Source organism: Pseudomonas sp. JL3 (assembly GCF_031570575.1).
In the GTDB taxonomy this organism is placed as follows: domain Bacteria; phylum Pseudomonadota; class Gammaproteobacteria; order Pseudomonadales; family Pseudomonadaceae; genus Aquipseudomonas; species Aquipseudomonas cucumis.
Map to the genome: position 1 here is coordinate 1 of NZ_JAKWJK010000019.1, position 23,145 is coordinate 23,145.

Below are 23,145 nucleotides of genomic sequence, written 5' to 3' on the forward strand. Positions count from 1 at the left end.
GCAAAGCGGGTTGACAGTAGGGGCGAGTCCATACATAGGAGTGAGGCTTTACCCGCGAAAGCATCAACTCGGTTTCGAACTCAAACCGAGTCGCCTGCTTCGCGAGCAAGCTTCGCTCCTACAGAGGTTTCAGCGTTACTCATAGTTCGATCTTGTGATGCAGCTCATTCGTCGGGCGCAATGCCCGGGCATAGCAGAATAGAAACAGATTGCGCACCAGTTCCTTGAGCACCACCGGCTCGCTGGAACTCAGGCCGTTGACGTCCAGATCACCCTGATCCTGTAGCTCGTTCAAGGCTTCTTCTTCAAGCACCGCACAGACTTCCCCGGTTTCCCGATGCAGGATTCTGAGATAGGGATGTGGGCGGTCCAGCCAGGCATCGATCAAATAAGTCATGAGTCTCATCTCCATTGATGGGTTTCAATGAGAATAATTCTTATTCATCAAATAGCAAGGCTCTATTGGCGATTTGTGTTTTTTCTGCGGGGGAATTGCTGGGCGTCAAAACGACTGGCGTTTGGCTACTGCGCGGGAATGCTGGGTGATGCGGGGAAGGGCGAAGCACCATCCCACGCCAGGCGCGGGATGGAATACAGCAGATTCAGACTTTTCTGACGAACTCGGATTTGAGTTTCATCGGGCCGATGCCGTCGATCTTGCAGTCGATGTCGTGGTCGCCATCGCACAGGCGGATGTTCTTGACCTTGGTGCCGACCTTGACCACCAGCGACGTGCCTTTGACCTTGAGGTCCTTGATCACGGTGATGGTATCGCCGTCCTGCAGGACATTGCCGACCGAATCCTTTTTCACGGTGTCATCGGAGGCCACTTCGGCTTCGCCACTGGCGGACCACTCGTGGGCGCACTCCGGGCAGATCAGCTGTGCGCCGTCTTCATAGGTGTATTCGGAATTGCATTTCGGGCAGGGTGGCAACGTGCTCACTAAAGCTCCTTGGATTCAGGATGGCTAAAAAGCGCACATTATATAGGGTTTATGCGGGGGAGGGGTGACACATGATTTCGTAGGAGCGAGGCTTGCCCGCGAACGCGGTGTATCAGTCACATTAGTGTCGACTGGTAGATCGCGTTCGCGGGCAAGCCTCACTCCTGCAGGGGGCGGATCAGTGCGTACGGGCGACCGCAAACTCGCTCAATTCCACCAATGCATCGCGGTATTCGCTGGCGGGCAGGGCGTCGAGGCACTTGATCGCACGGGCTACGTAATCGCGGGCCAGTTGCGCGGTGTAATCCAGCGAGCCGGAAGCTTCAACGGCTTCGCGAATGTTTTCCAGATCTTCGATGCCGCCTTTCTGGATCGCCTGACGAACCAGTGCGGCCTGCTCTGGAGTGCCTTCGCGCATGGTGTAGATCAGCGGCAGCGTCGGTTTACCTTCGGCCAGATCGTCACCGACGTTCTTGCCCAGGGTTTCGGCGTCGCCACGGTAATCCAGCAGGTCGTCGACCAATTGGAACGCCACCCCCAGGTGATCGCCAAAGGTGCGCAGTGCTTCGCTCTGTTCCGGCGTGGCACCGGCCAGGGCCGCGGCACTGTGGGTCGAGGCTTCGAAGAGCATCGCGGTTTTGCCGCGGATGACTTCCATGTAGGTTTCTTCCGTGGTGCTGGCGTCGCGGACCTTCGACAGCTGCAACACTTCGCCTTCGGCGATGATGCGCGTGGCTTGCGAAAGGATCTTCATCACCGGCATGGAGCCCAGTTCGACCATCATTTCGAAAGAACGCGAATACAGGAAGTCGCCCACCAGCACGCTCGGTGCATTGCCCCACATCGCGTTGGCGGTCGAGCGGCCACGGCGCATGCCGGACATGTCGACGACGTCGTCGTGCAGCAGGGTGGCGGTGTGCAGGAACTCGATGGTCGCGGCCAACAGGCGCAGGTCATCACCTTCGCGGCCGAGTGCCTTGCCGCACAGCAGTACGAGCAACGGGCGCAGGCGTTTACCGCCAGCCGAGGTAATGTAGTCGCCGATTTTCGATACCAGCGGCACTCGGGAAGTCAGCTGTTTCTTGATGATGCCGTCGACGGCGCTAAAATCGTCCGCCACCGCGCGGTAGAAAGCTTGGGGTTGCATCAGCGACAGTTGCTCCAGAAGGGTTGCGCGGCATGCTAGGACCCACGTCCGGGCCTGTCAAGGCGCGATAGACGGCCACTTGCAACGCTCAAGCAGCTTGCGTACAATCGCGCACCCTGAACTTCCTGGGCAGCACCTGCCTTACGCAATTGCAAACAGGCCTTCCAGCCTTATGCAGCCATGCCAGCCAATACCTCTTCTTATAAAGAGCTGGGTGAGCAGGATTATCGGAGAAATACCATGTCTTATGCAGTAATCGTTACTGGTGGCAAGCAGTACAAAGTTGCTCCAGGTGAATACCTGAAGATCGAAAAACTGGAAATCGCTACCGGCGAATCCGTTACTTTTGATCGCGTTCTGTTGGTTGCCAATGGCGACGACGTGAATATCGGCGCTCCAGTTGTTCCTGGCGCTACCGTTGTGGCTGAAGTGATCTCCCAAGGTCGTCACGATAAAGTCCGCATCATCAAGTTCCGTCGTCGTAAGCACCACATGAAGCGTATGGGCCACCGCCAGTGGTACACCGAGATCAAAATCACCGGTATTCAGGCTTAATTTCAGCCTAATTCCTCACTAGGAGAATTGAACTCATGGCACACAAAAAAGCTGGTGGTAGTACCCGTAACGGTCGCGACTCAGAAGCCAAACGCCTTGGCGTGAAGATGTATGGCGGCCAGGTTATCATTCCGGGCAACATCATCGTGCGTCAGCGCGGCACCCAATTCCACGCTGGCTACGGCGTTGGCATGGGCAAAGATCACACTCTGTTCGCTAAAATCGACGGCGTGATCAAGTTTGAAGTAAAAGGCGCCTTCGGTCGTCGTTACGTAAGCATTGTTCCGAAGACTGACGTCGTCGCGGCATAATTACGTAGTTGCTGGAAAAGCCCTGTCTTGCGACGGGGCTTTTTCGTTTGTGGGGTGAGTCTCTTGCAAAGCTGTTTGTGATGGGCTCCAGCGCTGTATTGGCGGTCGTTGATTGAGGTCGCTGCGCTCATTTTTGCAAGAGTCTTATGTCTAGGTTTTTTCGGCTCGTCCGTATGGCGAGAGGCGTTTTGTTATGAAGTTTGTTGATGAAGTATCGATTCGAGTAAAGGCCGGGGACGGCGGCAACGGTTGCATGAGCTTCCGTCGCGAAAAATTCATTGAGAACGGCGGCCCGAACGGCGGTGATGGTGGTGATGGCGGCTCGGTCTACATGGTCGCCGACGAAAACCTGAATACCCTGGTGGACTATCGTTACACCCGGCACTTCGATGCCGAGCGTGGTTCCAACGGCGGCAGCACTGACTGTACCGGCAAGAAAGGTGAAGAGTTGGTGCTGCGCGTTCCGGTCGGCACTACCGTTATCGATTCTGCGACTCAGGAAGTGATCGGCGACCTGACCAAGGCTGGCCAGCGTCTGCTGGTGGCTCATGGCGGCTGGCACGGTCTGGGTAACACTCGTTTCAAATCCAGCACCAACCGGGCGCCGCGCCAGACTACGCCGGGCAAGCCGGGTGAGCAGCGCGACCTGAAACTGGAGATGAAGGTGTTGGCGGACGTCGGTCTGCTTGGTTTGCCGAACGCTGGCAAAAGTACCTTCATTCGCTCGGTATCGGCCGCCAAGCCGAAAGTCGCCGACTACCCGTTCACCACTCTGGTGCCGAACCTGGGTGTGGTCAGCGTCGATCGCTGGAAGAGCTTCGTGGTGGCGGACATTCCGGGCCTGATCGAAGGTGCTTCCGACGGCGCGGGCCTGGGGATTCGTTTCCTCAAGCACTTGTCGCGTACTCGTCTGCTGCTGCATCTCGTCGACATGGCGCCGCTGGATGACACCAGTGCTCCGGATGCCGCTGAAGTAATCGTCAGCGAGCTGACCAAGTTCAGCCCGTCCCTGGCTGAGCGTGATCGCTGGCTGGTGCTGAACAAGTGCGACCAGATCCTTGAAGAAGAGCACGACGCTCGCGTCAAGGAAATCGTTGATCGTCTGGAGTGGACTGGTCCGGTCTACGTGATCTCCGCGATCGCCAAGCAAGGCACCGAGCGTCTTTGCCATGACATCATGCGTTATCTGGAGGATCGTGCCGATCGTCTGGCTAACGACCCGGCCTACAAGGAAGAGCTGGCCGAGCTCGATCAGCGCATCGAAGATGAAGCGCGCGCCCAGTTGCAGGCGCTGGACGATCAGCGTGCCCTGCGTCGCAGTGGCGTGAAGTCGGTCCATGACATCGGTGACGACGATTGGGACGAAGAAGATGTGGATGACGAAGACGGTCCGGAAATCATTTACGTGCGTGACTGATTCGTTGCGATAAACTTAAGCGCCGCTCACTAGAGCGGCGTTTTAGTATCTGGAAACGGTAGTCACGAATAACGTTACGGGCAGCGCTGGGTCGTGCTGTCCTCAAGCTAAGGTTGAAGATGATGCGGAGCAAGGTGACAGGTGCGCAGCGTTGGGTCGTGAAGATCGGCAGCGCTTTGCTGACGGCGGACGGCAAAGGCCTGGATCGCGCGGCAATGGGTGTCTGGGTCGAGCAGATGGTTGCCCTGCACGAGGCGGGCGTTGAGCTGGTGCTGGTGTCCTCCGGGGCGGTGGCGGCTGGCATGAGTCGTCTGGGCTGGACCGTACGACCCAGTGCAATGCATGAGTTGCAGGCGGCTGCCGCCATCGGTCAGATGGGGTTGGTACAGGCCTGGGAGTCGAGCTTCGCCGAGCATGGCCGGCATACCGCGCAGATTCTCCTGACCCATGACGATTTGTCCGACCGCAAGCGCTACCTGAATGCTCGCAGTACGCTGCGCGCGCTGGTCGAGCTCAAGGTGATCCCGGTGATCAACGAGAACGACACCGTGGTCACCGACGAAATCCGTTTCGGCGACAACGACACCTTGGCGGCGCTGGTGGCGAATCTGGTCGAGGCTGATTTGCTGGTGATCCTCACTGATCGCGATGGTATGTTCGACGCCGATCCGCGCAACAATCCCGACGCCAAGCTGATTTACGAGGCGCGTGCCGATGATCCGGCGCTGGATGCGGTGGCTGGCAGTACGGGCGGAGCGCTGGGTCGTGGCGGTATGCAGACCAAGTTGCGTGCTGCGCGTCTGGCGGCGCGTTCCGGTGCGCACACCATCATTGTCGGTGGACGCATTGAGCGAGTGCTGGATCGTCTCAAGGCGGGCGAGCGCATCGGCACCTTGTTGTCACCTGAGCGCGGCATGCTGGCGGCGCGCAAGCAGTGGCTGGCCGGGCATCTGCAAACTCGCGGCACGCTGGTGCTGGATGCGGGGGCGGTGACGGCGTTGTCCCAAGGCAACAAAAGTTTGCTGCCTGTGGGCGTCAAGCTGGTCCAGGGCAGTTTCCGTCGTGGCGAAATGGTGGTCTGCGTGGCGCCGGACGGTCGTGAAATCGCCCGTGGCCTGGCTAACTACAGTGCTCTGGAAGCACAAAAAATCATCGGTCAGTCGTCTGAGGCGATTGTCGGTCTGTTGGGTTATATGGCTGAGCCGGAACTGGTTCACCGCGATAACCTGATTCTGGTCTGAAGGAATACCTGAATGCGTGTGGCAAAAGGATTATTGGGTTTGTTGTTCGCAATGCCACTGCTGGCCTCGGCCGAGGAAGTTGGCCAGGTGTCGACGGTGTTCAAGTTTGTTGGCCCGAACGACCGTATCGTTGTCGAGGCGTTTGACGATCCGAAGGTAGATGGCGTGACCTGCTATCTGTCGCGAGCCAAGACAGGTGGTGTGAAAGGTGGTCTGGGGTTGGCCGAGGATCGCGCCGAGGCGTCGATTGCGTGTCGTCAGGTCGGGCCGATCAGCTTCAAGGGAGAACTCAAGGATGGCGAGGAAGTGTTCAAGGAGCGCACCTCGCTGGTGTTCAAGACGATGCAGGTGGTGCGATTCCTCGACAAGAAGCGCAATACGCTGGTGTATCTGGTGTACAGCGATCGTTTGATCGAGGGCAGCCCGCAGAATGCGGTGACGGCGATTCCGATCTTGCCGTGGACGCACGCTCAATAAGTTGACGCAAGTCGAAGTGTGGGGGCGAGCAGGCTCGCTCCCGTATTTTTTGTGGTGTATTTGATAAATCGCAGGCAATAAAAAACCGACCCTGAGGTCGGTTTTTTAATGAGCGTGTCGCTTAGGCAGCAGCGGCAACGTTCAGGGCCTTTACGTGGCCATTCAGGCGGCTCTTGTGACGAGCAGCTTTGTTCTTGTGGATGATGCCTTTATCGGCCATGCGGTCGATAACTGGCACAGCCAGAACGTAAGCAGCTTGAGCTTTTTCAGCGTCTTTTGCGTCGATGGCTTTAACTACATTCTTGATGTAGGTACGAACCATGGAACGCAGGCTGGCGTTGTGGCTGCGACGCTTCTCAGCCTGTTTTGCACGTTTTTTGGCGGAAGGTGTGTTGGCCACCGTCGAGCTCCTCGAAAGACTTTTTAGGAAATAGCAAACAAAATAGGCCGCGAATCATGCCGATGAGTTGATGTCTTGTCAAGGGCGGTTGAGACGATCCGCTAAGTGGCAGGTATAGAGCGCCGGGATATTTCTTTCCGGCGTGCGACCTGTAAACTCGCGAGCTTTGGCTCTGTGCTGTTGCGGCGCGGAGTATCGCATAAGTGGGCGCGTTGTTCGCCTGCTGTTTATCGACAGGCAAAAACTCTTTCAATGAATCTGCTCAAATCGTTGGCCGCTGTCAGCTCTATCACGATGCTTTCCCGGGTGTTGGGGTTTGTTCGCGACACTCTTATTGCTCGTGCATTTGGTGCGGGAATGGCGACCGACGCCTTCTTTATCGCCTTCAAACTGCCCAATCTGCTGCGGCGGATCTTTGCTGAAGGGGCATTTTCCCAGGCTTTCGTGCCGATTCTGGCCGAATATAAAAGCCAGCAGGGCGAGGAGGCGACGCGAACATTCATTGCCTATGTCTCGGGCCTGTTGACGCTGGTGCTGGCACTGGTCACTGCGCTGGGCATGCTCGCCGCGCCTTGGGTTATCTGGGCCACGGCGCCGGGTTTCGCCACTACCCCGGAAAAATTCGAGCTGACCTCCGATCTGCTACGGGTCACTTTTCCTTATATATTGCTGATCTCCCTGTCTTCATTGGCCGGAGCGATCCTCAACACCTGGAACCGCTTCTCGGTGCCGGCCTTCGTGCCGACGCTGCTCAATGTCAGCATGATTATTTTTGCGGTGTTCCTGACACCGTATTTCGATCCGCCGGTAATGGCGCTGGGTTGGGCTGTTCTGGTGGGCGGTCTGGCGCAATTGCTGTTTCAACTGCCGCACCTGAAAAAAATCGGCATGCTGGTGCTGCCGCGCCTGAACCTGCGCGATAGCGGGGTCTGGCGGGTCATGAAGCAGATGCTGCCAGCGATCATCGGCGTTTCGGTGAGCCAGATTTCCCTGATCATCAACACCATATTTGCGTCATTTCTGGTGGCCGGTTCCGTGTCCTGGATGTATTACGCCGATCGCTTGATGGAGTTGCCATCCGGTGTTCTGGGTGTGGCACTGGGCACGATTCTGCTGCCGACCCTGGCCAAGACTTATGCCAGCCAGGATCGCCACGAATACTCGCGGATCCTCGACTGGGGCCTGCGCCTGTGCTTCATGCTGGTATTGCCGTGCGCCCTGGCGCTGGGGATTCTGGCTGAGCCGCTGACGGTTTCGCTGTTTCAGTACGGCCAGTTCAGCGCTTTCGACGCGGCCATGACCCAGCGCGCGCTGATTGCCTATTCCGTCGGCTTGCTGGGGATTATCGTGATCAAAGTGCTGGCGCCGGGGTTTTATGCGCAACAAAACATCCGGACCCCGGTAAAAATCGCGATTTTCACCCTGATCGTCACTCAGCTGTTCAACCTGGTGCTGATCGGTCCACTGGCTCACGCCGGTCTGGCCCTGGCCATCAGCGCTGGCGCCTGCATCAACGCCGGGCTGTTGTTCTATCAACTGCGCAAGCAGCAGATGTATCAGCCTCAGCCGGGCTGGGCGAAGTTCGGGCTCAAACTGCTGGTAGCAGTCGCGGTGATGTCTGCGGTATTGCTGGGCGCGATGCACTTTATGCCGGCTTGGGCGGAAGGGCATATGCTGGAGCGTTTGCTGCGTCTGGGCGCATTGGTGATTGCCGGCGTGGTGGTCTACTTCGGCATGTTGCTGTTGATGGGCTTCCGTTTGCGCGACTTCAATCGCAAGGCCTTGAGCTGAGGCTTTTGTCTCGATAAGCACGGGCGGGCCGACTGTTTTGTCGGCTCGATCACTTTGGGTTACGGTGTTGCCTGTCGTCGGCCGCCGGGTGTGGTTATAATCGACCACTTTATGAGCAAGAAGCGCGTTATGCAGCTGGTTCGAGGCCTCCACAACCTGCGCCCCCAGCATCGGGGCTGTGTCGCCACTATTGGCAACTTTGACGGTGTTCACCGTGGTCACCAGGCAATCCTGGCTCGGCTGCGTGAGCGTGCGCTCGAGTTGGGCGTGCCCAGCTGCGTGGTGATTTTTGAGCCGCAGCCGCGAGAATTTTTCGCCCCGGACACCGCCCCGGCCCGTCTGGCCCGCCTGCGGGACAAACTGCAGTTGCTGGCCATGGAAGGTGTCGACCGGGTGCTGTGCCTGGCTTTCAATCAGCGGCTGAGCAAACTCAGCGCCAGCGAATTCGTCGATACCATTCTGGTGGACGGTCTCGGCGTGCAGCATCTGGAGGTCGGTGACGATTTCCGTTTCGGCTGTGACCGGCTAGGGGATTTCGATTTCCTGCAACAGGCCGGTGTCCTTCAGGGGTTTACCGTCGAAGCGGCGCAGACCGTCGTACTGGACGGCATTCGTGTCAGCAGCACCCAGGTGCGTAATGCCCTGGCCGCCGCAGATTTTGCCTTGGCCGAGCGGCTACTCGGTCGTCCGTACCGGATTGCCGGGCGAGTCCTGCACGGCCAGAAGCTGGCGCGCCAGCTCGGTACGCCGACCGCCAACATACAGCTCAAGCGTCGTCGTGTGCCGCTGTCCGGGGTTTATCTGGTCAACGTCGACATCGACGGCAAGACCTGGCCAGGCGTCGCCAATATCGGCGTGCGGCCAACGGTCCAAGGTGATGGCAAAGCCCACCTCGAAGTACATCTTTTAGATTTTGCCGGCGATCTGTATGACCGGCGTTTGACGGTGGTTTTCCACCACAAGCTGCGTGAAGAGCAGCGTTTCGCCTCTCTGGAGGCGCTTAAGACGGCGATCAATGCGGATGTCGCCGCCGCCCGTGCCCTGTCGCACCTAGCGCCAATCGCTAATGAAGAGCCTTAAATGACCGACTATAAAGCCACGCTAAACCTTCCGGACACCGCCTTCCCAATGAAGGCCGGCCTGCCTCAGCGCGAACCGCAGATTCTGCAGCGCTGGGACAGCATTGGCCTGTACGGTAAGTTGCGCGAGATTGGCAAGGATCGTCCGAAGTTCGTACTTCACGACGGTCCTCCGTACGCCAACGGCACGATTCACATCGGTCATGCGCTGAACAAGATTCTCAAGGACATGATCATCCGCTCGAAAACCCTGTCGGGTTTCGACGCGCCTTATGTGCCGGGCTGGGACTGCCACGGTCTGCCGATCGAGCACAAAGTCGAAGTGACCCACGGCAAGAACCTGGGCGCGGACAAGACCCGCGAACTGTGCCGTGCCTACGCCACCGAGCAAATCGAAGGCCAGAAGTCCGAATTCATTCGTCTGGGCGTATTGGGCGACTTCGCCAACCCGTACAAGACCATGGACTTCAAAAACGAGGCCGGTGAAATCCGCGCCCTGGCGGAAATCGTCAAGGGTGGCTTCGTGTTCAAGGGCCTGAAGCCTGTGAACTGGTGCTTTGACTGCGGTTCGGCCCTGGCTGAAGCGGAAGTCGAGTACGAGAACAAAAAATCCGCGACCATCGACGTGGCGTTCCCGATCGCTGATGAAGCCAAACTGGCTGCCGCGTTCGGTCTGCCATCGCTGGGCAAACCCGCCTCGATCGTGATCTGGACCACCACCCCGTGGACCATCCCGGCCAACCAGGCGCTGAACGTTCACCCGGAGTTCAACTACGCCCTGGTCGACGTCGGCGACAAACTGCTGGTGCTGGCTGAAGAGCTGGTCGAGCCGTGCCTTGCCCGTTACAGCCTGGAAGGCTCGGTCATTGCGACCACCACCGGTAAAGAACTGGAACTGATCAACTTCCGTCACCCGTTCTACGATCGTCTGTCGCCGGTTTACCTGGCCGAATACGTCGAACTGGGCGCGGGCACCGGCGTGGTTCACTCCTCGCCGGCCTACGGCGTAGACGACTTCGTGACCTGCAAAGCCTATGGCATGGTCAACGACGACATCCTCAATCCGGTGCAAAGCAACGGCGTGTACGCGACATCGCTGGAGTTCTTCGGTGGCCAGTTCATCTGGAAGGCCAACCCGGCTATCGTCGACAAACTGTCGGAAGTCGGCGCGCTGCTGCACACCGAAACCATTGAACACAGCTACATGCACTGCTGGCGTCACAAAACCCCGCTGATCTACCGCGCCACTGCGCAGTGGTTCATCGGCATGGACAAAGAGCCTGCAACCGGCGAAACCCTGCGCAAGCGGGCAATCAAAGCCATCGAAGAGACCAAGTTCGTTCCGGCCTGGGGCCAGGCGCGTCTGCACTCGATGATCGCCAACCGTCCTGACTGGTGCATCTCCCGTCAGCGCAACTGGGGCGTGCCGATCCCGTTCTTCCTGAACAAGGAAAGCGGCGAGCTGCACCCACGCACCGTCGAGCTGATGGAAATCGTCGCCCAGCGCGTTGAAGTCGAAGGCATCGAAGCCTGGTTCAAGATGGACGCCGCCGAGTTGCTCGGTGAAGAAGCGCCGCTGTACGACAAGATCAGCGACACCCTCGACGTCTGGTTCGACTCGGGTACCACGCACTGGCACGTCCTGCGCGGTTCGCACCCGATGGGCCACGAGACCGGTCCGCGCGCCGACCTGTACCTGGAAGGCTCGGACCAACACCGTGGCTGGTTCCACTCCTCCTTGCTGACCGGTTGCGCCATCGACAACCACGCGCCATACCGCGAATTGCTGACCCACGGCTTCACCGTCGACGAGTCCGGTCGCAAGATGTCCAAATCCCTGGGTAACGTGATCGCGCCGCAAAAGGTCAACGATACCTTGGGCGCCGACATCATGCGTCTGTGGGTGGCTTCCACCGATTATTCGGGTGAAATGGCGGTTTCCGAGCAGATCCTGCAGCGCAGTGCGGACGCCTACCGGCGCATCCGTAACACCGCGCGCTTCCTGCTCTCCAACCTGACCGGTTTCAACCCGGCCACCGACATCCTGCCGGCTGAAGAAATGCTCGCGCTGGACCGTTGGGCCGTGGACCGCACGCTGCTGCTGCAACGCGAGTTGCAAGAGCACTACGGCGAATACCGCTTCTGGAATGTCTATTCCAAGATCCACAACTTCTGCGTGCAGGAGCTGGGCGGTTTCTACCTCGACATCATCAAGGACCGTCAGTACACCACTGGCGCCAACAGCAAGGCCCGTCGTTCGGCGCAAACCGCGCTGTACCACATCTCCGAAGCGCTGGTGCGCTGGATCGCGCCGATCCTGGCATTCACCGCCGACGAGCTGTGGCAGTACCTGCCGGGCGAGCGTAACGAGTCTGTGATGCTCAACACCTGGTACGAAGGCCTGACCGAATTGCCGGAAGGCTTCGAGCTGGACCGCGCCTACTGGGAGCGGATCATGGCGGTGAAGGTGGCGGTCAACAAGGAAATGGAAATCCAGCGCGCGGCGAAGGCCGTCGGTGGCAACCTGCAAGCCGAAGTGACGCTGTTCGCCGAAGATGCGCTGAGCGCCGATCTGGCCAAGCTGAGCAACGAATTGCGCTTCGTGTTGATTACCTCGACTGCTACCGTGGCGCCGTTCGTTCAGGCTCCGGCCGACGCAGTGGTCACCGAAGTCGGCGGCCTGAAGCTCAAAGTGGTCAAGTCGAGCTTCGCCAAGTGCGCCCGTTGCTGGCACTGCCGTGAAGACGTCGGCGTGAACCCGGAGCATCCGGAAATCTGCGGCCGTTGCGTCGACAACATCAGCGGCGCCGGCGAGGTTCGTCACTATGCCTAATGCCGTTGGCCGTTTCGGACGGCTGAGCTGGCTCTGGTTGAGCGTGCTGGTCCTGGTCATCGACCAGGCCAGCAAGTTCTACTTCGAAAGCTCGCTGAGCATGTATCAGCAAATCGTGGTGATCCCCGATTACTTCAGCTGGACGCTGGCCTACAACACTGGCGCAGCGTTCAGTTTCCTGGCTGACAGCTCCGGCTGGCAGCGCTGGCTGTTCGCCCTGATCGCGGTGGTGGTCAGTGCGGTGCTGGTGGTCTGGCTCAAGCGCCTGGGGCGCAACGAAACCTGGCTGGCAGTCGCTTTGGCGCTGGTGCTGGGTGGCGCGCTGGGTAACCTGTACGACCGCATTGCCCTGGGCCATGTGATCGATTTCATTCTGGTGCATTGGCAGAACCGCTGGTATTTCCCGGCGTTCAACTTTGCCGACAGTGCCATTTCTGTCGGTGCCGTGATGCTCGCGCTGGATATGTTCAAAAGTAAGAAGACTGGAGAAACCGTTCATGACTGAACAGGTATTGGCTGAGCAACGCATCGGCCAGAACACGGAAGTCACCTTGCACTTTGCATTGCGCCTGGAGAACGGCGACACCGTCGACAGCACCTTCGACAAAGCCCCGGCGACCTTCAAGGTTGGCGACGGCAGCCTGTTACCAGGTTTCGAAGCAGCGCTGTTCGGCTTCAAGGCTGGCGACAAACGCACCCTGAGCATCGAGCCGGAAAACGCCTTCGGTCAGCCCAACCCGCAAAACGTGCAGATCATCCCGCGCTCGCAGTTCAAGGATATGGAACTGTCGCCTGGCTTGCTGGTGATCTTCAACGATGCGGCCAATACTGAGCTGCCCGGTGTGGTAAAAGAATTCGATGACGCCCAGGTGACCATCGACTTCAATCACCCGCTGGCCGGTAAAACCTTGACCTTTGACGTCGAAATCATCAACGTCAAAGCGCTGTAATAGGCCGAATACGGTCCAGTGTGGGAGCGGGCTTGCTCGCGAAAGCGTCCATCACATGTAACATCAATGTCGACTGACACACCGCTTTCGCGAGCAAGCCCGCTCCCACATTAAGATTTTCACTGTTTTCGAGCCTGGTGTTCGAATGACAGGCGGCATTACTATCTCTTGCGCGCAAGACACGAGGCACAGCATGCAAATCAAACTCGCCAACCCCCGTGGCTTCTGCGCCGGTGTGGACCGGGCGATCGAAATCGTCAACCGCGCCCTGGAAGTCTTCGGGCCGCCGATCTACGTGCGCCACGAAGTGGTCCACAACAAATTCGTCGTCGAAGACCTGCGCGCCCGTGGGGCGATCTTCGTCGAAGAGCTGGATCAGGTGCCCGACGACGTGATCGTTATCTTCAGTGCCCATGGCGTTTCCCAGGCCGTGCGTACCGAAGCCGCAGGCCGTGGCCTGAAGGTGTTCGACGCGACCTGCCCGCTGGTGACCAAGGTGCACATCGAAGTCGCGCGCTACAGCCGCGACGGCCGAGAGTGCATCCTCATTGGCCATGCCGGTCACCCGGAAGTCGAAGGCACCATGGGCCAGTACGATGGCAGCAATGGTGGCGCGATCTATCTGGTCGAGGACGAGAAAGACGTCGCTGCGTTGCAGGTAAACAACCCTGAAAGACTGGCCTTCGTCACCCAGACCACCCTGTCCATGGACGATACCAGTCGCGTGATCGACGCCCTGCGTACTCGGTTCCCGGCCATCGGCGGTCCGCGCAAGGATGACATCTGCTACGCCACGCAAAACCGTCAGGACGCCGTCAAGCAACTGGCGGACGAATGCGACGTGGTGCTGGTGGTCGGCAGCCCGAACAGCTCCAACTCCAATCGCCTGCGTGAACTGGCTGAGCGCATGGCCACCCCGGCCTATCTGATCGACGGCGCCGAAGACCTGCAAAAGAGCTGGTTCGACGGTGTCGAGCGGATTGGCATCACCGCCGGTGCCTCCGCTCCGGAAGTACTGGTGCGTGGCGTGATCCAGCAATTGCAGGCCTGGGGCGCCACCGGGGCCGATGAGTTGGCCGGGCGTGAAGAGAACATCACGTTCTCAATGCCTAAAGAGCTACGCGTCCGCTCCCTGCTCTGAATCTTCTCCTCCCGCGCACAGCGCCTGTTCAGCCTTATCGCTGCGCAGGCTGACGCGTCCGGTCCGGGACAGCACCACCTGGTGCAGGCTGACCGGTTCGCGGCTGGCGCAAATATGTACCGTCCCCGCTTGAAAGGCACCGCTGGGCAACTGCGGTTCGCCCAGGCTGCTGAACCGTACGAAATTCTTGACCGGCAGATTGCCGACAATGGGCACTCGAGCGTCGCTCTGTTGCTCAACCAGCAGCGGATTACTGCTGTCCTCCGGGCCTTTACCGCTGACATCCAGAATGATCCGCCAGCCCTGACCCCAGTCGCCGTTGATGCCGTGTATCACAACACTCTGATTGCGTGTGATAGCAGCAGTTCTGGCATTACGCATACCACTGACAATCGACTGCGCCGCCTGCTCCCGATGGTTCGATTCTGTCAGTGCGGCGAACGCCGGGCTGACCAGTTGCAGAACAATCCCGACAATTGTCAGTCCCATGAGCAGTTCGATCAGGCTGAAGCCTTGCTGATGCATGTCATTTCCCTCCCTGGAGTGCTGCGGCCCGCACGATCCCTGCGCGAGTAATGGCAAAACAACCGTACATCCGCCGGTCGAATGTTCTAGCGTGTAGAAGCAGGTATAGCCGACGGCAACGGAGGGCACCGATGGATCATCGTACAAAAGGTTTCACGCTGATCGAGCTGCTGATTGCGCTCGCCGTGTTTCTGATCCTGATCAGCCTGGCTGTTCCGGCGTTTACCCGCTCGGTGCAAAGCACCAAGGCCGACACCGAGATCGGCGACCTGCAACGCGCACTCAATTTCGCCCGGCTTGAGGCGATCGACCGGGGCATTACCACCCGGGTTCGCCCGACAGCAGGCGGCAGTGTCTGGACCGGCGATCTGACCGTTTATGACGGTACTGGCAATTCGGCCAATGTATTGCGGGTTGTTCCAGCGATGAGCAGTGGTGCAACTCTGACGCTAACCTCAGGAGTGACCGCCATTGATTTCAACAACCTGGGCGGTTTGTCGGCGCCGTCCACGGCAGTCGTGATCAGTTATGTACTGGGGGCACAGAGCAGGACGCTGAATGTGTGTTTGAACGGACGAATTCTATTGGGTGGAAGTTGCGGATGAGGGGTTGGAGCAAGCGCGCACAGGAGGGCATGACGCTGATCGAGGTACTGGTCGCGTTATTGGTTCTGGCCGTGGGGTTGTTGGGCGCGGCGGCGATTCAGCTCAATGCGCTGAAGTACACCGATAGCTCGCGGATGACCAGCCAGGCGAGTTTTATCGCCTACGACATGATGGACCGCATTCGCGCCAACTCCGGCGCAGATTACACCGTCACGCCACCGACCTCGGGCAACCTGAGCGTGGCCCGGGATCAGGACCTCTACGACTTCACCACCAATATCGTCAATTTCGGCGGCGCCACGGCCACCGGCAGCATTACCCGCAACCAACGGGTGTACACCATTACCATTACCTGGGATGACTCACGGGCCGCCAATACCGCCGACTCACGCCGCAGTTTCGTCCTCACCAGTCGCGCCACCGTTGATCCGGCGACGACACCATGATCAGAGCCAGCAAAGGTTTCGGCCTGATCGAATTGCTGATAGCCCTGGCGTTGAGTCTGGTCGTGGTTCTGGGCGTGGCGCAGATCTTCATCGCGGCTAAAAATACCTACGTCAGCCAGAACACTGCCGCCGGCATGCAGGAAGATGCACGGTTCGTCCTGAGCAAAATGATTCAGGAAATCCGCATGGTTGGCATGTTCGGTTGTCTGGGCACGATTATCGACGCCAGCTCGGCAGGGAGTTTCAGTGCCAGTCAGATCACGCCGATCAGTTGGGACAATGCCAACCTCAAATTAACGCTCGTCACCGCCGATGTCGGTGGCAGTGGCGGGGTGCCGACCTGGACAGTAATTTCCGACTGCCGCAACACCGCGACGGCCCACATGGGGGCACGAACGCCGACGTCTGGGCTGTTGGCATTTCCGATCCGGCGATTGGTCTACAGCTTCAGCAACAACCAGCTGCTGATGGGCTCCGGTGCCGGCACGCCGACGCAGCAGGTGCTGGTGAACAATGTCAGTGCGTTCAATGTGAGCTTCGGCCTCGCTAGTTCAGCCACGGATACGGCCGCCTCCAGCTACAGCAGCAACCCATCCGATCCGGCACGAATCCGCAGTGTGCGGCTGACGCTGACGCTCACCGACCCGAACAACCGGGTACGCAATCAAACCTTTAACGTGGTTGCCGCCTTGCGCAACCGGTTGCCATGAGGGCAGGGCTGATGAGTGTTGCTCCCATGACCCCTCGCGCCCAGCGCGGCATGGCGCTGTTGGTCAGCCTGGTGTTTCTCCTGGTGCTGACGTTGATCGGGCTTTCGTCGATGCAGAGCGCCACGTTGCAGGAAAAAATGGCCAGCAGCGTGATCCTGCGCAACCAGTCATTCCAGGGCGCAGAAGCGGCGTTGCGCGTCGGCGAAAGCGCGGTGCAACTGAACACCTATTCATTGCCGGTTTGCAGCGGTACCAGCCAATGCGCGCCGCCGGCCGAAGCGTCGGTCATTACCGCCGCCGGGTTCAACTCCACGTCGGGGGTGACCTGGATCGCCTCTGGCAACGGCTTTTACGGAGTGCAGAACATCGGCACCACCCTGACGGCCGTGAACGTACCGAGCAACACGTCGGCAACGCTGTACCGGGTGACCGCCGTGGGCATCGCGGGCAATTCGCGCAGTGTGGTGGAGAGTATCTATGCGAAGTACTGAGGCCCTTACAGGGCGGCGCAATTGGTTGTTGCAGTTGTTCTGCGGCGCGGCGTTGGGCCTTTATCTGGCAGCGCCGGCTTACGCCTTCACGCCCTCGGATTCGCCGCTGTTGAACGCCGCCGCCGTGGCCCCCAATGTAATGCTGTTACTCGACGACTCGAAGAGTATGAACAGCATTATGTGGGCGGCAGGCTTCGACCCGACGATCGTACGTACTCCGGTGACGATTTGTCTCTCGAATGGTTCGTGCTTGAAAGGTCGGGACCTTGACATGAACGATAACAATATTGCCCTGTCGAGTTTGAATCATGGAACATGTTTGAAGGCGGGATGGTACGGTTTTTATAAGAACAGCCTTCTCGGTCTGGATTCGCTTTGCCTCAAGCTTCCCGATCCGGTGGGGAGCGAGAACACTCTCTATTCGGCGAAATACTTGTCGTATCTGATTAGCCTTGCCAACAATTCCGACCGGGATTTCACCGATGGTTCGATCCCCAATGACTACCGGATGAATGTGACGCGCAACATTTCCAAGGCGTTGGTGGCCAGCAACCGCTCGCTGCGCATCGGTCTGTCGACGTTCAACCTGGCGGTTGGCAACCATAAGAATGACGGCGGTTATATCGTTCGTTCGGTCAGTGATTTGTCGGCCGTCAGCGGCACCGTGACCCAGGCTCAGGCCGATGCCAACTACAACGAATTGATCGCAGGGATCGAGGAACTGAGCGCGCAGGCGGATACGCCGCTGGCTGAAGCCTATTACGAGATCACCCGCTATTTCCGTGGCATGGCGCCATACAACAACTCGACGCCTACCACCTACACCAGTCCGATTCAGTATCGCTGCCAGAGAAATTACGGAGTGGTAATCACTAGTGGTTTGCCGACCTTCGACCATACCTTTCCGACTGACGATCCGCTGGGTAGCAGCCAGTTACCGAACTGGGACGGGATCAGCAGTAACGATGGTGCCAACCGCTTCGGCGACAATGAGGGCGATACCCTGTTCCTGGATGACATCGCCAAGTTCGCCTACGACATCGACATGCGCTCCACAGGGACCGATGTCACGGGCAAAAGCTGGGATGCCCTGGATTTTTCCCGGCAGAACATGAATACCTATACCGTGGGTTTCACTGCGGCAAACCAAATGTTGGCGGATGCTGCGACCTATGGCCAGGGCAAGTACTACCAGGCGACTGACGGCGCGGGACTGAACAGCGCACTTTCTTCGGCTTTGAGCGACATCACCTCCAAGGCTGGATCAGGTGGCAGCGGCGTTACCAGCGGCACGACCCTGACCAGCAACTCAACCTACTTCCAGACCACCTACGACCCCAAGGACTGGCGCGGCACCATCAAGTCTTTTGGCTTCACGTCGGCGGGCGCGGTGGACACAGCCGCGGTGCTGTGGACGACCGATACCACCATCGTGCCCGGCGCCACCGCGCCGACCTATCAGTCCTGGAACACGCAGACCAACGCCGCTGTCACCCTGGCCTACAGCAATTTCTCCCCGGCCCAGCAGACCTCCCTCAGCCAAAGCTTGCCCACCGGCATCACCGGCAGCGATCTGGTGGAGTGGAGCAAGGGCACCCACAAAACCGGGTTGAAAACGCGCAGCGTATTACTGGGCGACATCATCAATTCGCCACTTGTGCTGGCCGCGCCCAAGGACCAGACCGCGTCCGATCTGGTGGGCGACACCACCTACAGCACCTACCTGACCACTAAGGCCGCCAATATGAATGCCAGCCTGGTGGTGAACGCCAATGACGGCTTTGTAAATGTCATCAACCCGGCCAACGGTGTCAGGCGTTATGCCTACATGCCTTCCAGCGTGCTGCCATCATTGCGCTACATCGCTGATCCCACCTACATCAACGGGGTGAGCCACAAGTTTCTGGTCGACGGCCAGGTCGGTGTATTCGATGCCCAACTCAACAGTGCCTGGAAAACCCTGGCGATTGGCGGAACAGGGGCGGGCGGCAAAACGTTCTATGCGCTGCAACTGTTCGACGCCTCGGCCGGCAACGTGACTCAAGCGCTCTGGGAAATCAGTGCACCGGCCACGGCCAGTACGGCGAACGTTTTCAATGATCTGGGTTATGCCTATGCACGCCCGGAAGTGGCACGCTTGGCCGATGGGCGCTGGGCTGCGTTCATCTCCAATGGCTATGGCAGCAACTCCGGGGTGGCAGCGCTGTATGTGGTGGATATCCGCGACGGCTCGCTGATCAAAAAAATCGTCGTCGACAGCACGGAAACCACCAACGGCCTGTCGTCGGTGAAGCTCAGGGTCAACTCACAGAATGTAGTGCAGGCCGCCTATGGGGGGGACCTGAAAGGACGGTTGTGGAAGTTCGATTTGAGTGGCACCACCGCCGATACCTGGGGCGTAGCGTTTTCCGGCAAGCCGTTGTTCACCGCGGCGGGAGGGGCGACCCAACCGATCACTGTGCAGCCGCTGCTCGCCGATCACGCATCGGGCGGTAAGCAAGTGTTGTTCGGTACCGGCAAATTAAATGAGGCCGCCGACAAGACCAACAAGGATCTCCAGGCGTTCTACGCAGTATGGGATGCAGAAGGAGGCTCGGGTCAAATCACGGTGTCCAGCTTGCAGGCGCAGGCGGTGACCGGCGTTTTTTCGGGCAGCGCCGGGCAATTCATCACCACCAGCCAGAACGAAGTGACCTACCCGGCAAAGAAAGGCTGGTACTTGCCGCTGTTGTACAACAACGTGCTGACGGGAGAGCGAGTGATCAATCAGGCCACTTTTGTGTCGGGGCGAATCGTTTTTACCACGGCCAGTGCAGACACCACGGACCCCTGTGCCGGCTTCGGCAGCGGCAAACTGGTCGAACTCGATGCGTTCAGCGGTAAGATGCTTAATTACGCGGTGCTCGACACCAATGCCGACGGGAAGGTTGACAGCGCTGACACGATTTCCAGCGGGGTGATCTTCACCGGCGGTATCCCGACTCTGAACGCGGTGGTCAACGACGCTACCCGCAAGATTGTGAACGACTCCGGTGGCGGCATCAGCACACTGGTGGAAAAATCCGGTGGCGGCAGCGGCCGTCGCATCATGTGGCGACAAATACAGTAAGTGAGAGTTGAGGCATGCGCAGATCCAACCGAGGCTTTACCCTGATCGAAATCATGATCGTGATTGCGATCATCGGGATCGTCATCACCATTGGCTATCCGAGCCTCACCGAGTACGTGAAAAAGGGTCGCCGGACTGAAGTGGCCGGTTTGCTTTCCGAGCAGGCGCAGATTCTGGAGCGTTTCTATTCGAAGAATAATGTCTACACCAATGCCACCGGTCTGAGCGCCGGTAATGATTTCTATACCATCACCCCGACCCTGACCGATCAGACCTTCCTGCTGACTGCGACACGCAAGGCCGGTTCGACCATGGCGAGCGACAAGTGCGGTGATTTCACCCTCACCAATACCGGTGTCAGGAGCATGGTCAATGCCACGTCCGGCCTGACCACCAAGGATTGCTGGGGGCGCTGAGTTTCTTCTTTTCGGGCGCCCTTTGCGCCTTCTGTCTATTGAACGGTTGGATCAGAACATGAGCAGGCAACAGCAAGTGGTGATTGTCGGTGGCGGGGTGATTGGCCTGCTGACGGCGTTCAATCTCGCGTCCGAAGTGCAGAGCGTCGTGCTGCTGGACCGTTCGAATGTCGGTCAAGAGTCGTCCTGGGCCGGTGGTGGAATCGTTTCGCCCCTCTACCCATGGCGCTACAGCCCGGCGGTCACTGCGTTGGCTCATTGGTCCCAGGATTTTTATCCACAGCTGGCGGAACGCCTGTTCGCCGCCACGGGTGTCGATCCAGAAGTGCACACCACCGGGTTGTACTGGCTGGACCTGGATGACGAAGCCGAAGCGCTCGCCTGGGCCAAGCGGGAAAATCGTCCGCTGCGGGCTGTGGATATCTCTGCGGCACACGATGCGGTGCCGGTATTGGGCACCGGATTTTCGCGGGCGATCTACATGGCCGATGTGGCCAATGTGCGCAATCCACGGCTGGTGAAGTCCCTCAAGGCAGCGTTGCTGGCGCTGCCGAACGTGACGATTCATGAGCAGTGCGAGGTCAGTGGGTTTATCCGCGAAGGTGGTGCGGTGGTCGGGGTACAGACGTCGATGGGGGCCATTGCGGGTGATCAGGTGGTTTTGACGGCAGGGGCCTGGAGCGGTGACTTGCTGAAAAGCCTGGGCCTGGAGTTGCCGGTCGAACCGGTCAAAGGCCAGATGATTCTCTACAAATGCGCAGCGGATTTCCTTCCAAGCATGGTGCTGGCCAAGGGGCGTTATGCCATTCCCCGGCGCGACGGGCACATTCTGATCGGCAGTACGCTGGAACATGAAGGCTTCGACAAGACGCCGACCGACACTGCGCTGGAAAGCCTGAAGGCCTCGGCGGTGGAGTTGATTCCGGCGCTGGCGGATGCCGAGGTGGTGGGGCATTGGGCCGGGTTACGACCGGGGTCGCCGGAAGGGATTCCCTATATTGGCCGGGTGCCCGGGTTTGATGGTTTGTGGCTCAACTGCGGGCATTACCGTAATGGGTTGGTGCTGGCGCCAGCCTCGTGTCAGTTGTTTGCGGATGTCATGCTGGGCAGGGCGCCGATTATCGATCCTGCGCCGTATGCTCCAATCGGGCGGATCTAGCCGCAGCGTTTTACCGCTCGTCAGATCCCCATCGCGAGCTTGCTCGCGATGGGGCCTTCAATCCAACCCCAACTTCTTCAGTCGATAACGCATCGACCGAAACGACAGATTCAACCGCTGAGCCGCTGCCGTGCGGTTCCAGCGGGTTTCTTCCAGGGCCTGGAGGATGAGTTTGCGTTCGACATTTTCCAGATACGCTTCCAGATTGTCGATCTGCGTCAGGTCCGGCACGTCGCTGTCCGAATTGCCGTTACCTTCCACCAACCGTAGGTCGCTGGCTTCGATTTGTTTGTTCTCGCACAAGGTGTGCGCCCGCTCAAGCATGTTCTCCAATTCCCGCACGTTTCCTGGAAAACGATAGCTTTTCAGTGCGTCGAGGGCTTGCGGGTGGAGTTTTGCAGCGGGTTGGCCAGTGCCAGTCGCCAGTCGCTTGAGCATATTGTTGGCCAGAAGCTCAATATCGTCGCGGCGTTCGCGCAAGGGCGGCACCCGCAGTTCGATCACATTCAGACGGTAGTACAAGTCCTGGCGAAAGCGTTCGGCGGCGACTTCGGTATCGAGGTCTTTGTGGGTGGCACAGAGTATGCGCACATCGACCACGGTTTCCTGCTGCCCACCGATGCTGCGCACGGCTTTCTCTTGAATGGCCCGCAAAAGTTTGACCTGCATCGCCAGCGGCAGATCTGCCACTTCATCGAGGAACAAAGTGCCACCCTGTGCGGCCTGGAACAGCCCGGGTTTATCTTCGATGGCTCCGCTGAAACTGCCTTTGCGATGGCCGAAAAACTCGCTTTCCATCAATTCCGACGGGATAGCCCCACAGTTCACCGGCACGAACGGTCGGGTGGCGCGTGGGCCTTGGTCGTGGATCAGTCGGGCGACCAACTCCTTGCCGCTGCCGGACTCACCGCTGATGTATACCGGAGCCTGGCTGCGGGCCAGTTTGTCGATTTGTTTGCGCAGGCTGCGCATCGGCAGGGAGTCGCCCAGTAGCCGACGGTCGATGGCGCTGCTGGCACCGCCTGGTGCCGGCAGACTCAAGGCGCTGGTGACCAGTTCGCGCAAGCGGGTCAGGTCAACCGGTTTGGTCAAAAAATCGAAGGCGCCAGCCTTGAGCGCGTTGATTGCCGTCTCCAGGCTACCGTAGGCAGTGATCATCGCTACTGGCACTTGCGCATAGCACTGCTGGATGTGCTGCACCAGCGCCAGACCGGTGCCGTCGGGCAGGCGCATGTCGGTCAGGCACAGGTCGAACGTCTCCCGTGCCAGCAGCGCCTGTGCTTCTGCAAGGTTGCGGGCACTGAAGGTGTCGAGTTTCATCCGTCCCAGGGTGATTTCCAGGAGTTCGCGGATATCCGGCTCGTCGTCGACGATCAGGATTTTTTGCCGTGGGCTCAT

The 23,145-nt window shown here is 59.0% G+C and carries 24 protein-coding genes; 18 read left to right on the plus strand and 6 right to left on the minus strand.

The window, feature by feature from the left end:
- Positions 1-139: 139 nt before the first annotated feature.
- The 3 genes from MMG91_RS24490 to MMG91_RS24500 all read right to left on the minus strand — a co-directional run bounded on the left by MMG91_RS24490 (position 140) and on the right by MMG91_RS24500 (position 2,091).
- Complete coding sequence (locus MMG91_RS24490; protein WP_030129462.1) at positions 140-397, minus strand: hypothetical protein; 258 nt, start codon at positions 395-397, stop codon at positions 140-142.
- Between the two features lie 205 nt (positions 398-602).
- Positions 603-944 carry a zinc ribbon domain-containing protein YjdM gene (locus tag MMG91_RS24495; protein WP_007901863.1) on the minus strand — a complete coding sequence of 114 codons (342 nt, stop codon included), beginning with the start codon at positions 942-944 and terminating at the stop codon, positions 603-605.
- Between the two features lie 178 nt (positions 945-1,122).
- Positions 1,123-2,091, minus strand: coding sequence for a polyprenyl synthetase family protein (locus MMG91_RS24500; RefSeq protein ID WP_310660969.1), 969 nt, complete (start codon positions 2,089-2,091; stop codon positions 1,123-1,125).
- Between the two features lie 240 nt (positions 2,092-2,331).
- On the opposite strand from MMG91_RS24500, the gene rplU reads away from it, so the two are divergent.
- From rplU to MMG91_RS24525, 5 genes are all read left to right on the plus strand, one after another.
- On the plus strand, positions 2,332-2,646 hold the full coding sequence (rplU, locus tag MMG91_RS24505) for a 50S ribosomal protein L21 (protein ID WP_007901869.1): 315 nt from the start codon (positions 2,332-2,334) through the stop codon (positions 2,644-2,646).
- A gap of 35 nt (positions 2,647-2,681) precedes the next feature.
- A complete protein-coding gene (rpmA, locus tag MMG91_RS24510; RefSeq protein WP_007901871.1) occupies positions 2,682-2,957 on the plus strand; it encodes a 50S ribosomal protein L27 in 276 nt (91 codons plus the stop codon).
- 193 nt (positions 2,958-3,150) lie between these two features.
- Positions 3,151-4,374: an Obg family GTPase CgtA gene (gene cgtA, locus MMG91_RS24515; RefSeq protein ID WP_007901876.1), complete on the plus strand. Its 1,224-nt coding sequence runs from the start codon at positions 3,151-3,153 to the stop codon at positions 4,372-4,374.
- A 122-nt stretch (positions 4,375-4,496) separates the two neighbouring features.
- Positions 4,497-5,615, plus strand: coding sequence for a glutamate 5-kinase (gene proB / locus MMG91_RS24520; protein ID WP_038981484.1), 1,119 nt, complete (start codon positions 4,497-4,499; stop codon positions 5,613-5,615).
- Between the two features lie 12 nt (positions 5,616-5,627).
- Positions 5,628-6,092 (plus strand): CreA family protein, encoded by a 465-nt coding sequence (locus tag MMG91_RS24525; RefSeq protein ID WP_305446964.1) that lies wholly within the window; start codon positions 5,628-5,630, stop codon positions 6,090-6,092.
- A 121-nt stretch (positions 6,093-6,213) separates the two neighbouring features.
- Here the strand turns inward: MMG91_RS24525 and rpsT are convergent, their stop codons facing one another.
- Positions 6,214-6,492: a 30S ribosomal protein S20 gene (gene rpsT / locus MMG91_RS24530; protein WP_003185593.1), complete on the minus strand. Its 279-nt coding sequence runs from the start codon at positions 6,490-6,492 to the stop codon at positions 6,214-6,216.
- A gap of 252 nt (positions 6,493-6,744) precedes the next feature.
- Here rpsT and murJ point away from each other — a divergent pair, with 252 nt between their 5' ends.
- The 6 genes from murJ to ispH all read left to right on the plus strand — a co-directional run bounded on the left by murJ (position 6,745) and on the right by ispH (position 14,286).
- Positions 6,745-8,283 carry a murein biosynthesis integral membrane protein MurJ gene (gene murJ, locus MMG91_RS24535; protein ID WP_310660970.1) on the plus strand — a complete coding sequence of 513 codons (1,539 nt, stop codon included), beginning with the start codon at positions 6,745-6,747 and terminating at the stop codon, positions 8,281-8,283.
- 129 nt (positions 8,284-8,412) lie between these two features.
- The gene (gene ribF, locus MMG91_RS24540) at positions 8,413-9,363 is read left to right on the plus strand and encodes a bifunctional riboflavin kinase/FAD synthetase (protein WP_305446962.1); all 951 of its coding nucleotides are present in this window, start codon (positions 8,413-8,415) and stop codon (positions 9,361-9,363) included.
- Positions 9,364-12,195 (plus strand): isoleucine--tRNA ligase, encoded by a 2,832-nt coding sequence (ileS, locus tag MMG91_RS24545; RefSeq protein WP_310660971.1) that lies wholly within the window; start codon positions 9,364-9,366, stop codon positions 12,193-12,195.
- On the plus strand, positions 12,188-12,700 hold the full coding sequence (gene lspA / locus MMG91_RS24550; RefSeq protein WP_305503355.1) for a signal peptidase II: 513 nt from the start codon (positions 12,188-12,190) through the stop codon (positions 12,698-12,700). The genes ileS and lspA overlap by 8 nt, the downstream gene beginning before the upstream one ends.
- 7 nt (positions 12,701-12,707) lie before the next feature.
- Positions 12,708-13,145 (plus strand): FKBP-type peptidyl-prolyl cis-trans isomerase, encoded by a 438-nt coding sequence (gene fkpB / locus MMG91_RS24555; RefSeq protein WP_310661006.1) that lies wholly within the window; start codon positions 12,708-12,710, stop codon positions 13,143-13,145.
- Positions 13,146-13,338: 193 nt separating this feature from the next.
- Positions 13,339-14,286 (plus strand): 4-hydroxy-3-methylbut-2-enyl diphosphate reductase, encoded by a 948-nt coding sequence (gene ispH, locus MMG91_RS24560; protein ID WP_008008700.1) that lies wholly within the window; start codon positions 13,339-13,341, stop codon positions 14,284-14,286.
- Here ispH and MMG91_RS24565 read toward each other — a convergent pair.
- Positions 14,263-14,811 (minus strand): GspH/FimT family pseudopilin, encoded by a 549-nt coding sequence (locus tag MMG91_RS24565; protein WP_310660972.1) that lies wholly within the window; start codon positions 14,809-14,811, stop codon positions 14,263-14,265. The genes ispH and MMG91_RS24565 overlap by 24 nt on opposite strands.
- Before the next feature lie 131 nt (positions 14,812-14,942).
- Between MMG91_RS24565 and MMG91_RS24570 the strand changes: the two genes are divergently transcribed.
- The 7 genes from MMG91_RS24570 to thiO are packed head-to-tail and all read left to right on the plus strand — an operon-like array spanning position 14,943 to position 21,747.
- Entirely contained in the window at positions 14,943-15,416 is a 474-nt protein-coding gene (locus tag MMG91_RS24570) for a GspH/FimT family pseudopilin (protein ID WP_305503353.1), read from the plus strand.
- Positions 15,413-15,862: a type IV pilus modification protein PilV gene (pilV, locus tag MMG91_RS24575; protein ID WP_305446957.1), complete on the plus strand. Its 450-nt coding sequence runs from the start codon at positions 15,413-15,415 to the stop codon at positions 15,860-15,862. The genes MMG91_RS24570 and pilV overlap by 4 nt, the downstream gene beginning before the upstream one ends.
- Positions 15,859-16,572, plus strand: a complete 714-nt coding sequence (locus MMG91_RS24580) for a prepilin-type N-terminal cleavage/methylation domain-containing protein (RefSeq protein ID WP_310660973.1) — start codon at positions 15,859-15,861, stop codon at positions 16,570-16,572. The genes pilV and MMG91_RS24580 overlap by 4 nt, the downstream gene beginning before the upstream one ends.
- Before the next feature lie 11 nt (positions 16,573-16,583).
- Positions 16,584-17,063: a PilX N-terminal domain-containing pilus assembly protein gene (locus MMG91_RS24585; RefSeq protein WP_310660974.1), complete on the plus strand. Its 480-nt coding sequence runs from the start codon at positions 16,584-16,586 to the stop codon at positions 17,061-17,063.
- Positions 17,050-20,172 carry a PilC/PilY family type IV pilus protein gene (locus MMG91_RS24590; RefSeq protein ID WP_310660975.1) on the plus strand — a complete coding sequence of 1,041 codons (3,123 nt, stop codon included), beginning with the start codon at positions 17,050-17,052 and terminating at the stop codon, positions 20,170-20,172. Before MMG91_RS24585 ends, MMG91_RS24590 begins: the two co-directional genes overlap by 14 nt.
- A 14-nt stretch (positions 20,173-20,186) precedes the next feature.
- The gene (locus tag MMG91_RS24595) at positions 20,187-20,588 is read left to right on the plus strand and encodes a type IV pilin protein (protein ID WP_258699014.1); all 402 of its coding nucleotides are present in this window, start codon (positions 20,187-20,189) and stop codon (positions 20,586-20,588) included.
- 58 nt (positions 20,589-20,646) lie between these two features.
- The gene (gene thiO, locus MMG91_RS24600; protein ID WP_310660976.1) at positions 20,647-21,747 is read left to right on the plus strand and encodes a glycine oxidase ThiO; all 1,101 of its coding nucleotides are present in this window, start codon (positions 20,647-20,649) and stop codon (positions 21,745-21,747) included.
- Between the two features lie 57 nt (positions 21,748-21,804).
- On the opposite strand, the gene MMG91_RS24605 is transcribed toward thiO, so the two are convergent.
- Positions 21,805-23,145 (minus strand): sigma-54 dependent transcriptional regulator, encoded by a 1,341-nt coding sequence (locus tag MMG91_RS24605; RefSeq protein ID WP_305446951.1) that lies wholly within the window; start codon positions 23,143-23,145, stop codon positions 21,805-21,807.

Coding starts and splice junctions, on each gene's coding strand:
- MMG91_RS24565 (WP_310660972.1), bottom strand. CDS start 14,811: ATGCATCAGCAAGGCTTCAGCCTGATCGAACTGCTCATGGGACTGACA.
- MMG91_RS24490 (WP_030129462.1), bottom strand. CDS start 397: ATGACTTATTTGATCGATGCCTGGCTGGACCGCCCACATCCCTATCTC.
- MMG91_RS24595 (WP_258699014.1), top strand. CDS start 20,187: ATGCGCAGATCCAACCGAGGCTTTACCCTGATCGAAATCATGATCGTG.
- lspA (WP_305503355.1), top strand. CDS start 12,188: ATGCCTAATGCCGTTGGCCGTTTCGGACGGCTGAGCTGGCTCTGGTTG.
- MMG91_RS24580 (WP_310660973.1), top strand. CDS start 15,859: ATGATCAGAGCCAGCAAAGGTTTCGGCCTGATCGAATTGCTGATAGCC.
- ispH (WP_008008700.1), top strand. CDS start 13,339: ATGCAAATCAAACTCGCCAACCCCCGTGGCTTCTGCGCCGGTGTGGAC.
- rplU (WP_007901869.1), top strand. CDS start 2,332: ATGTCTTATGCAGTAATCGTTACTGGTGGCAAGCAGTACAAAGTTGCT.
- ileS (WP_310660971.1), top strand. CDS start 9,364: ATGACCGACTATAAAGCCACGCTAAACCTTCCGGACACCGCCTTCCCA.
- thiO (WP_310660976.1), top strand. CDS start 20,647: ATGAGCAGGCAACAGCAAGTGGTGATTGTCGGTGGCGGGGTGATTGGC.
- MMG91_RS24605 (WP_305446951.1), bottom strand. CDS start 23,145: ATGAGCCCACGGCAAAAAATCCTGATCGTCGACGACGAGCCGGATATC.
- proB (WP_038981484.1), top strand. CDS start 4,497: ATGCGGAGCAAGGTGACAGGTGCGCAGCGTTGGGTCGTGAAGATCGGC.
- ribF (WP_305446962.1), top strand. CDS start 8,413: ATGCAGCTGGTTCGAGGCCTCCACAACCTGCGCCCCCAGCATCGGGGC.
- rpmA (WP_007901871.1), top strand. CDS start 2,682: ATGGCACACAAAAAAGCTGGTGGTAGTACCCGTAACGGTCGCGACTCA.
- cgtA (WP_007901876.1), top strand. CDS start 3,151: ATGAAGTTTGTTGATGAAGTATCGATTCGAGTAAAGGCCGGGGACGGC.
- MMG91_RS24590 (WP_310660975.1), top strand. CDS start 17,050: ATGCGAAGTACTGAGGCCCTTACAGGGCGGCGCAATTGGTTGTTGCAG.
- MMG91_RS24525 (WP_305446964.1), top strand. CDS start 5,628: ATGCGTGTGGCAAAAGGATTATTGGGTTTGTTGTTCGCAATGCCACTG.
- MMG91_RS24585 (WP_310660974.1), top strand. CDS start 16,584: ATGAGTGTTGCTCCCATGACCCCTCGCGCCCAGCGCGGCATGGCGCTG.
- MMG91_RS24500 (WP_310660969.1), bottom strand. CDS start 2,091: ATGCAACCCCAAGCTTTCTACCGCGCGGTGGCGGACGATTTTAGCGCC.
- pilV (WP_305446957.1), top strand. CDS start 15,413: ATGAGGGGTTGGAGCAAGCGCGCACAGGAGGGCATGACGCTGATCGAG.
- MMG91_RS24570 (WP_305503353.1), top strand. CDS start 14,943: ATGGATCATCGTACAAAAGGTTTCACGCTGATCGAGCTGCTGATTGCG.
- murJ (WP_310660970.1), top strand. CDS start 6,745: ATGAATCTGCTCAAATCGTTGGCCGCTGTCAGCTCTATCACGATGCTT.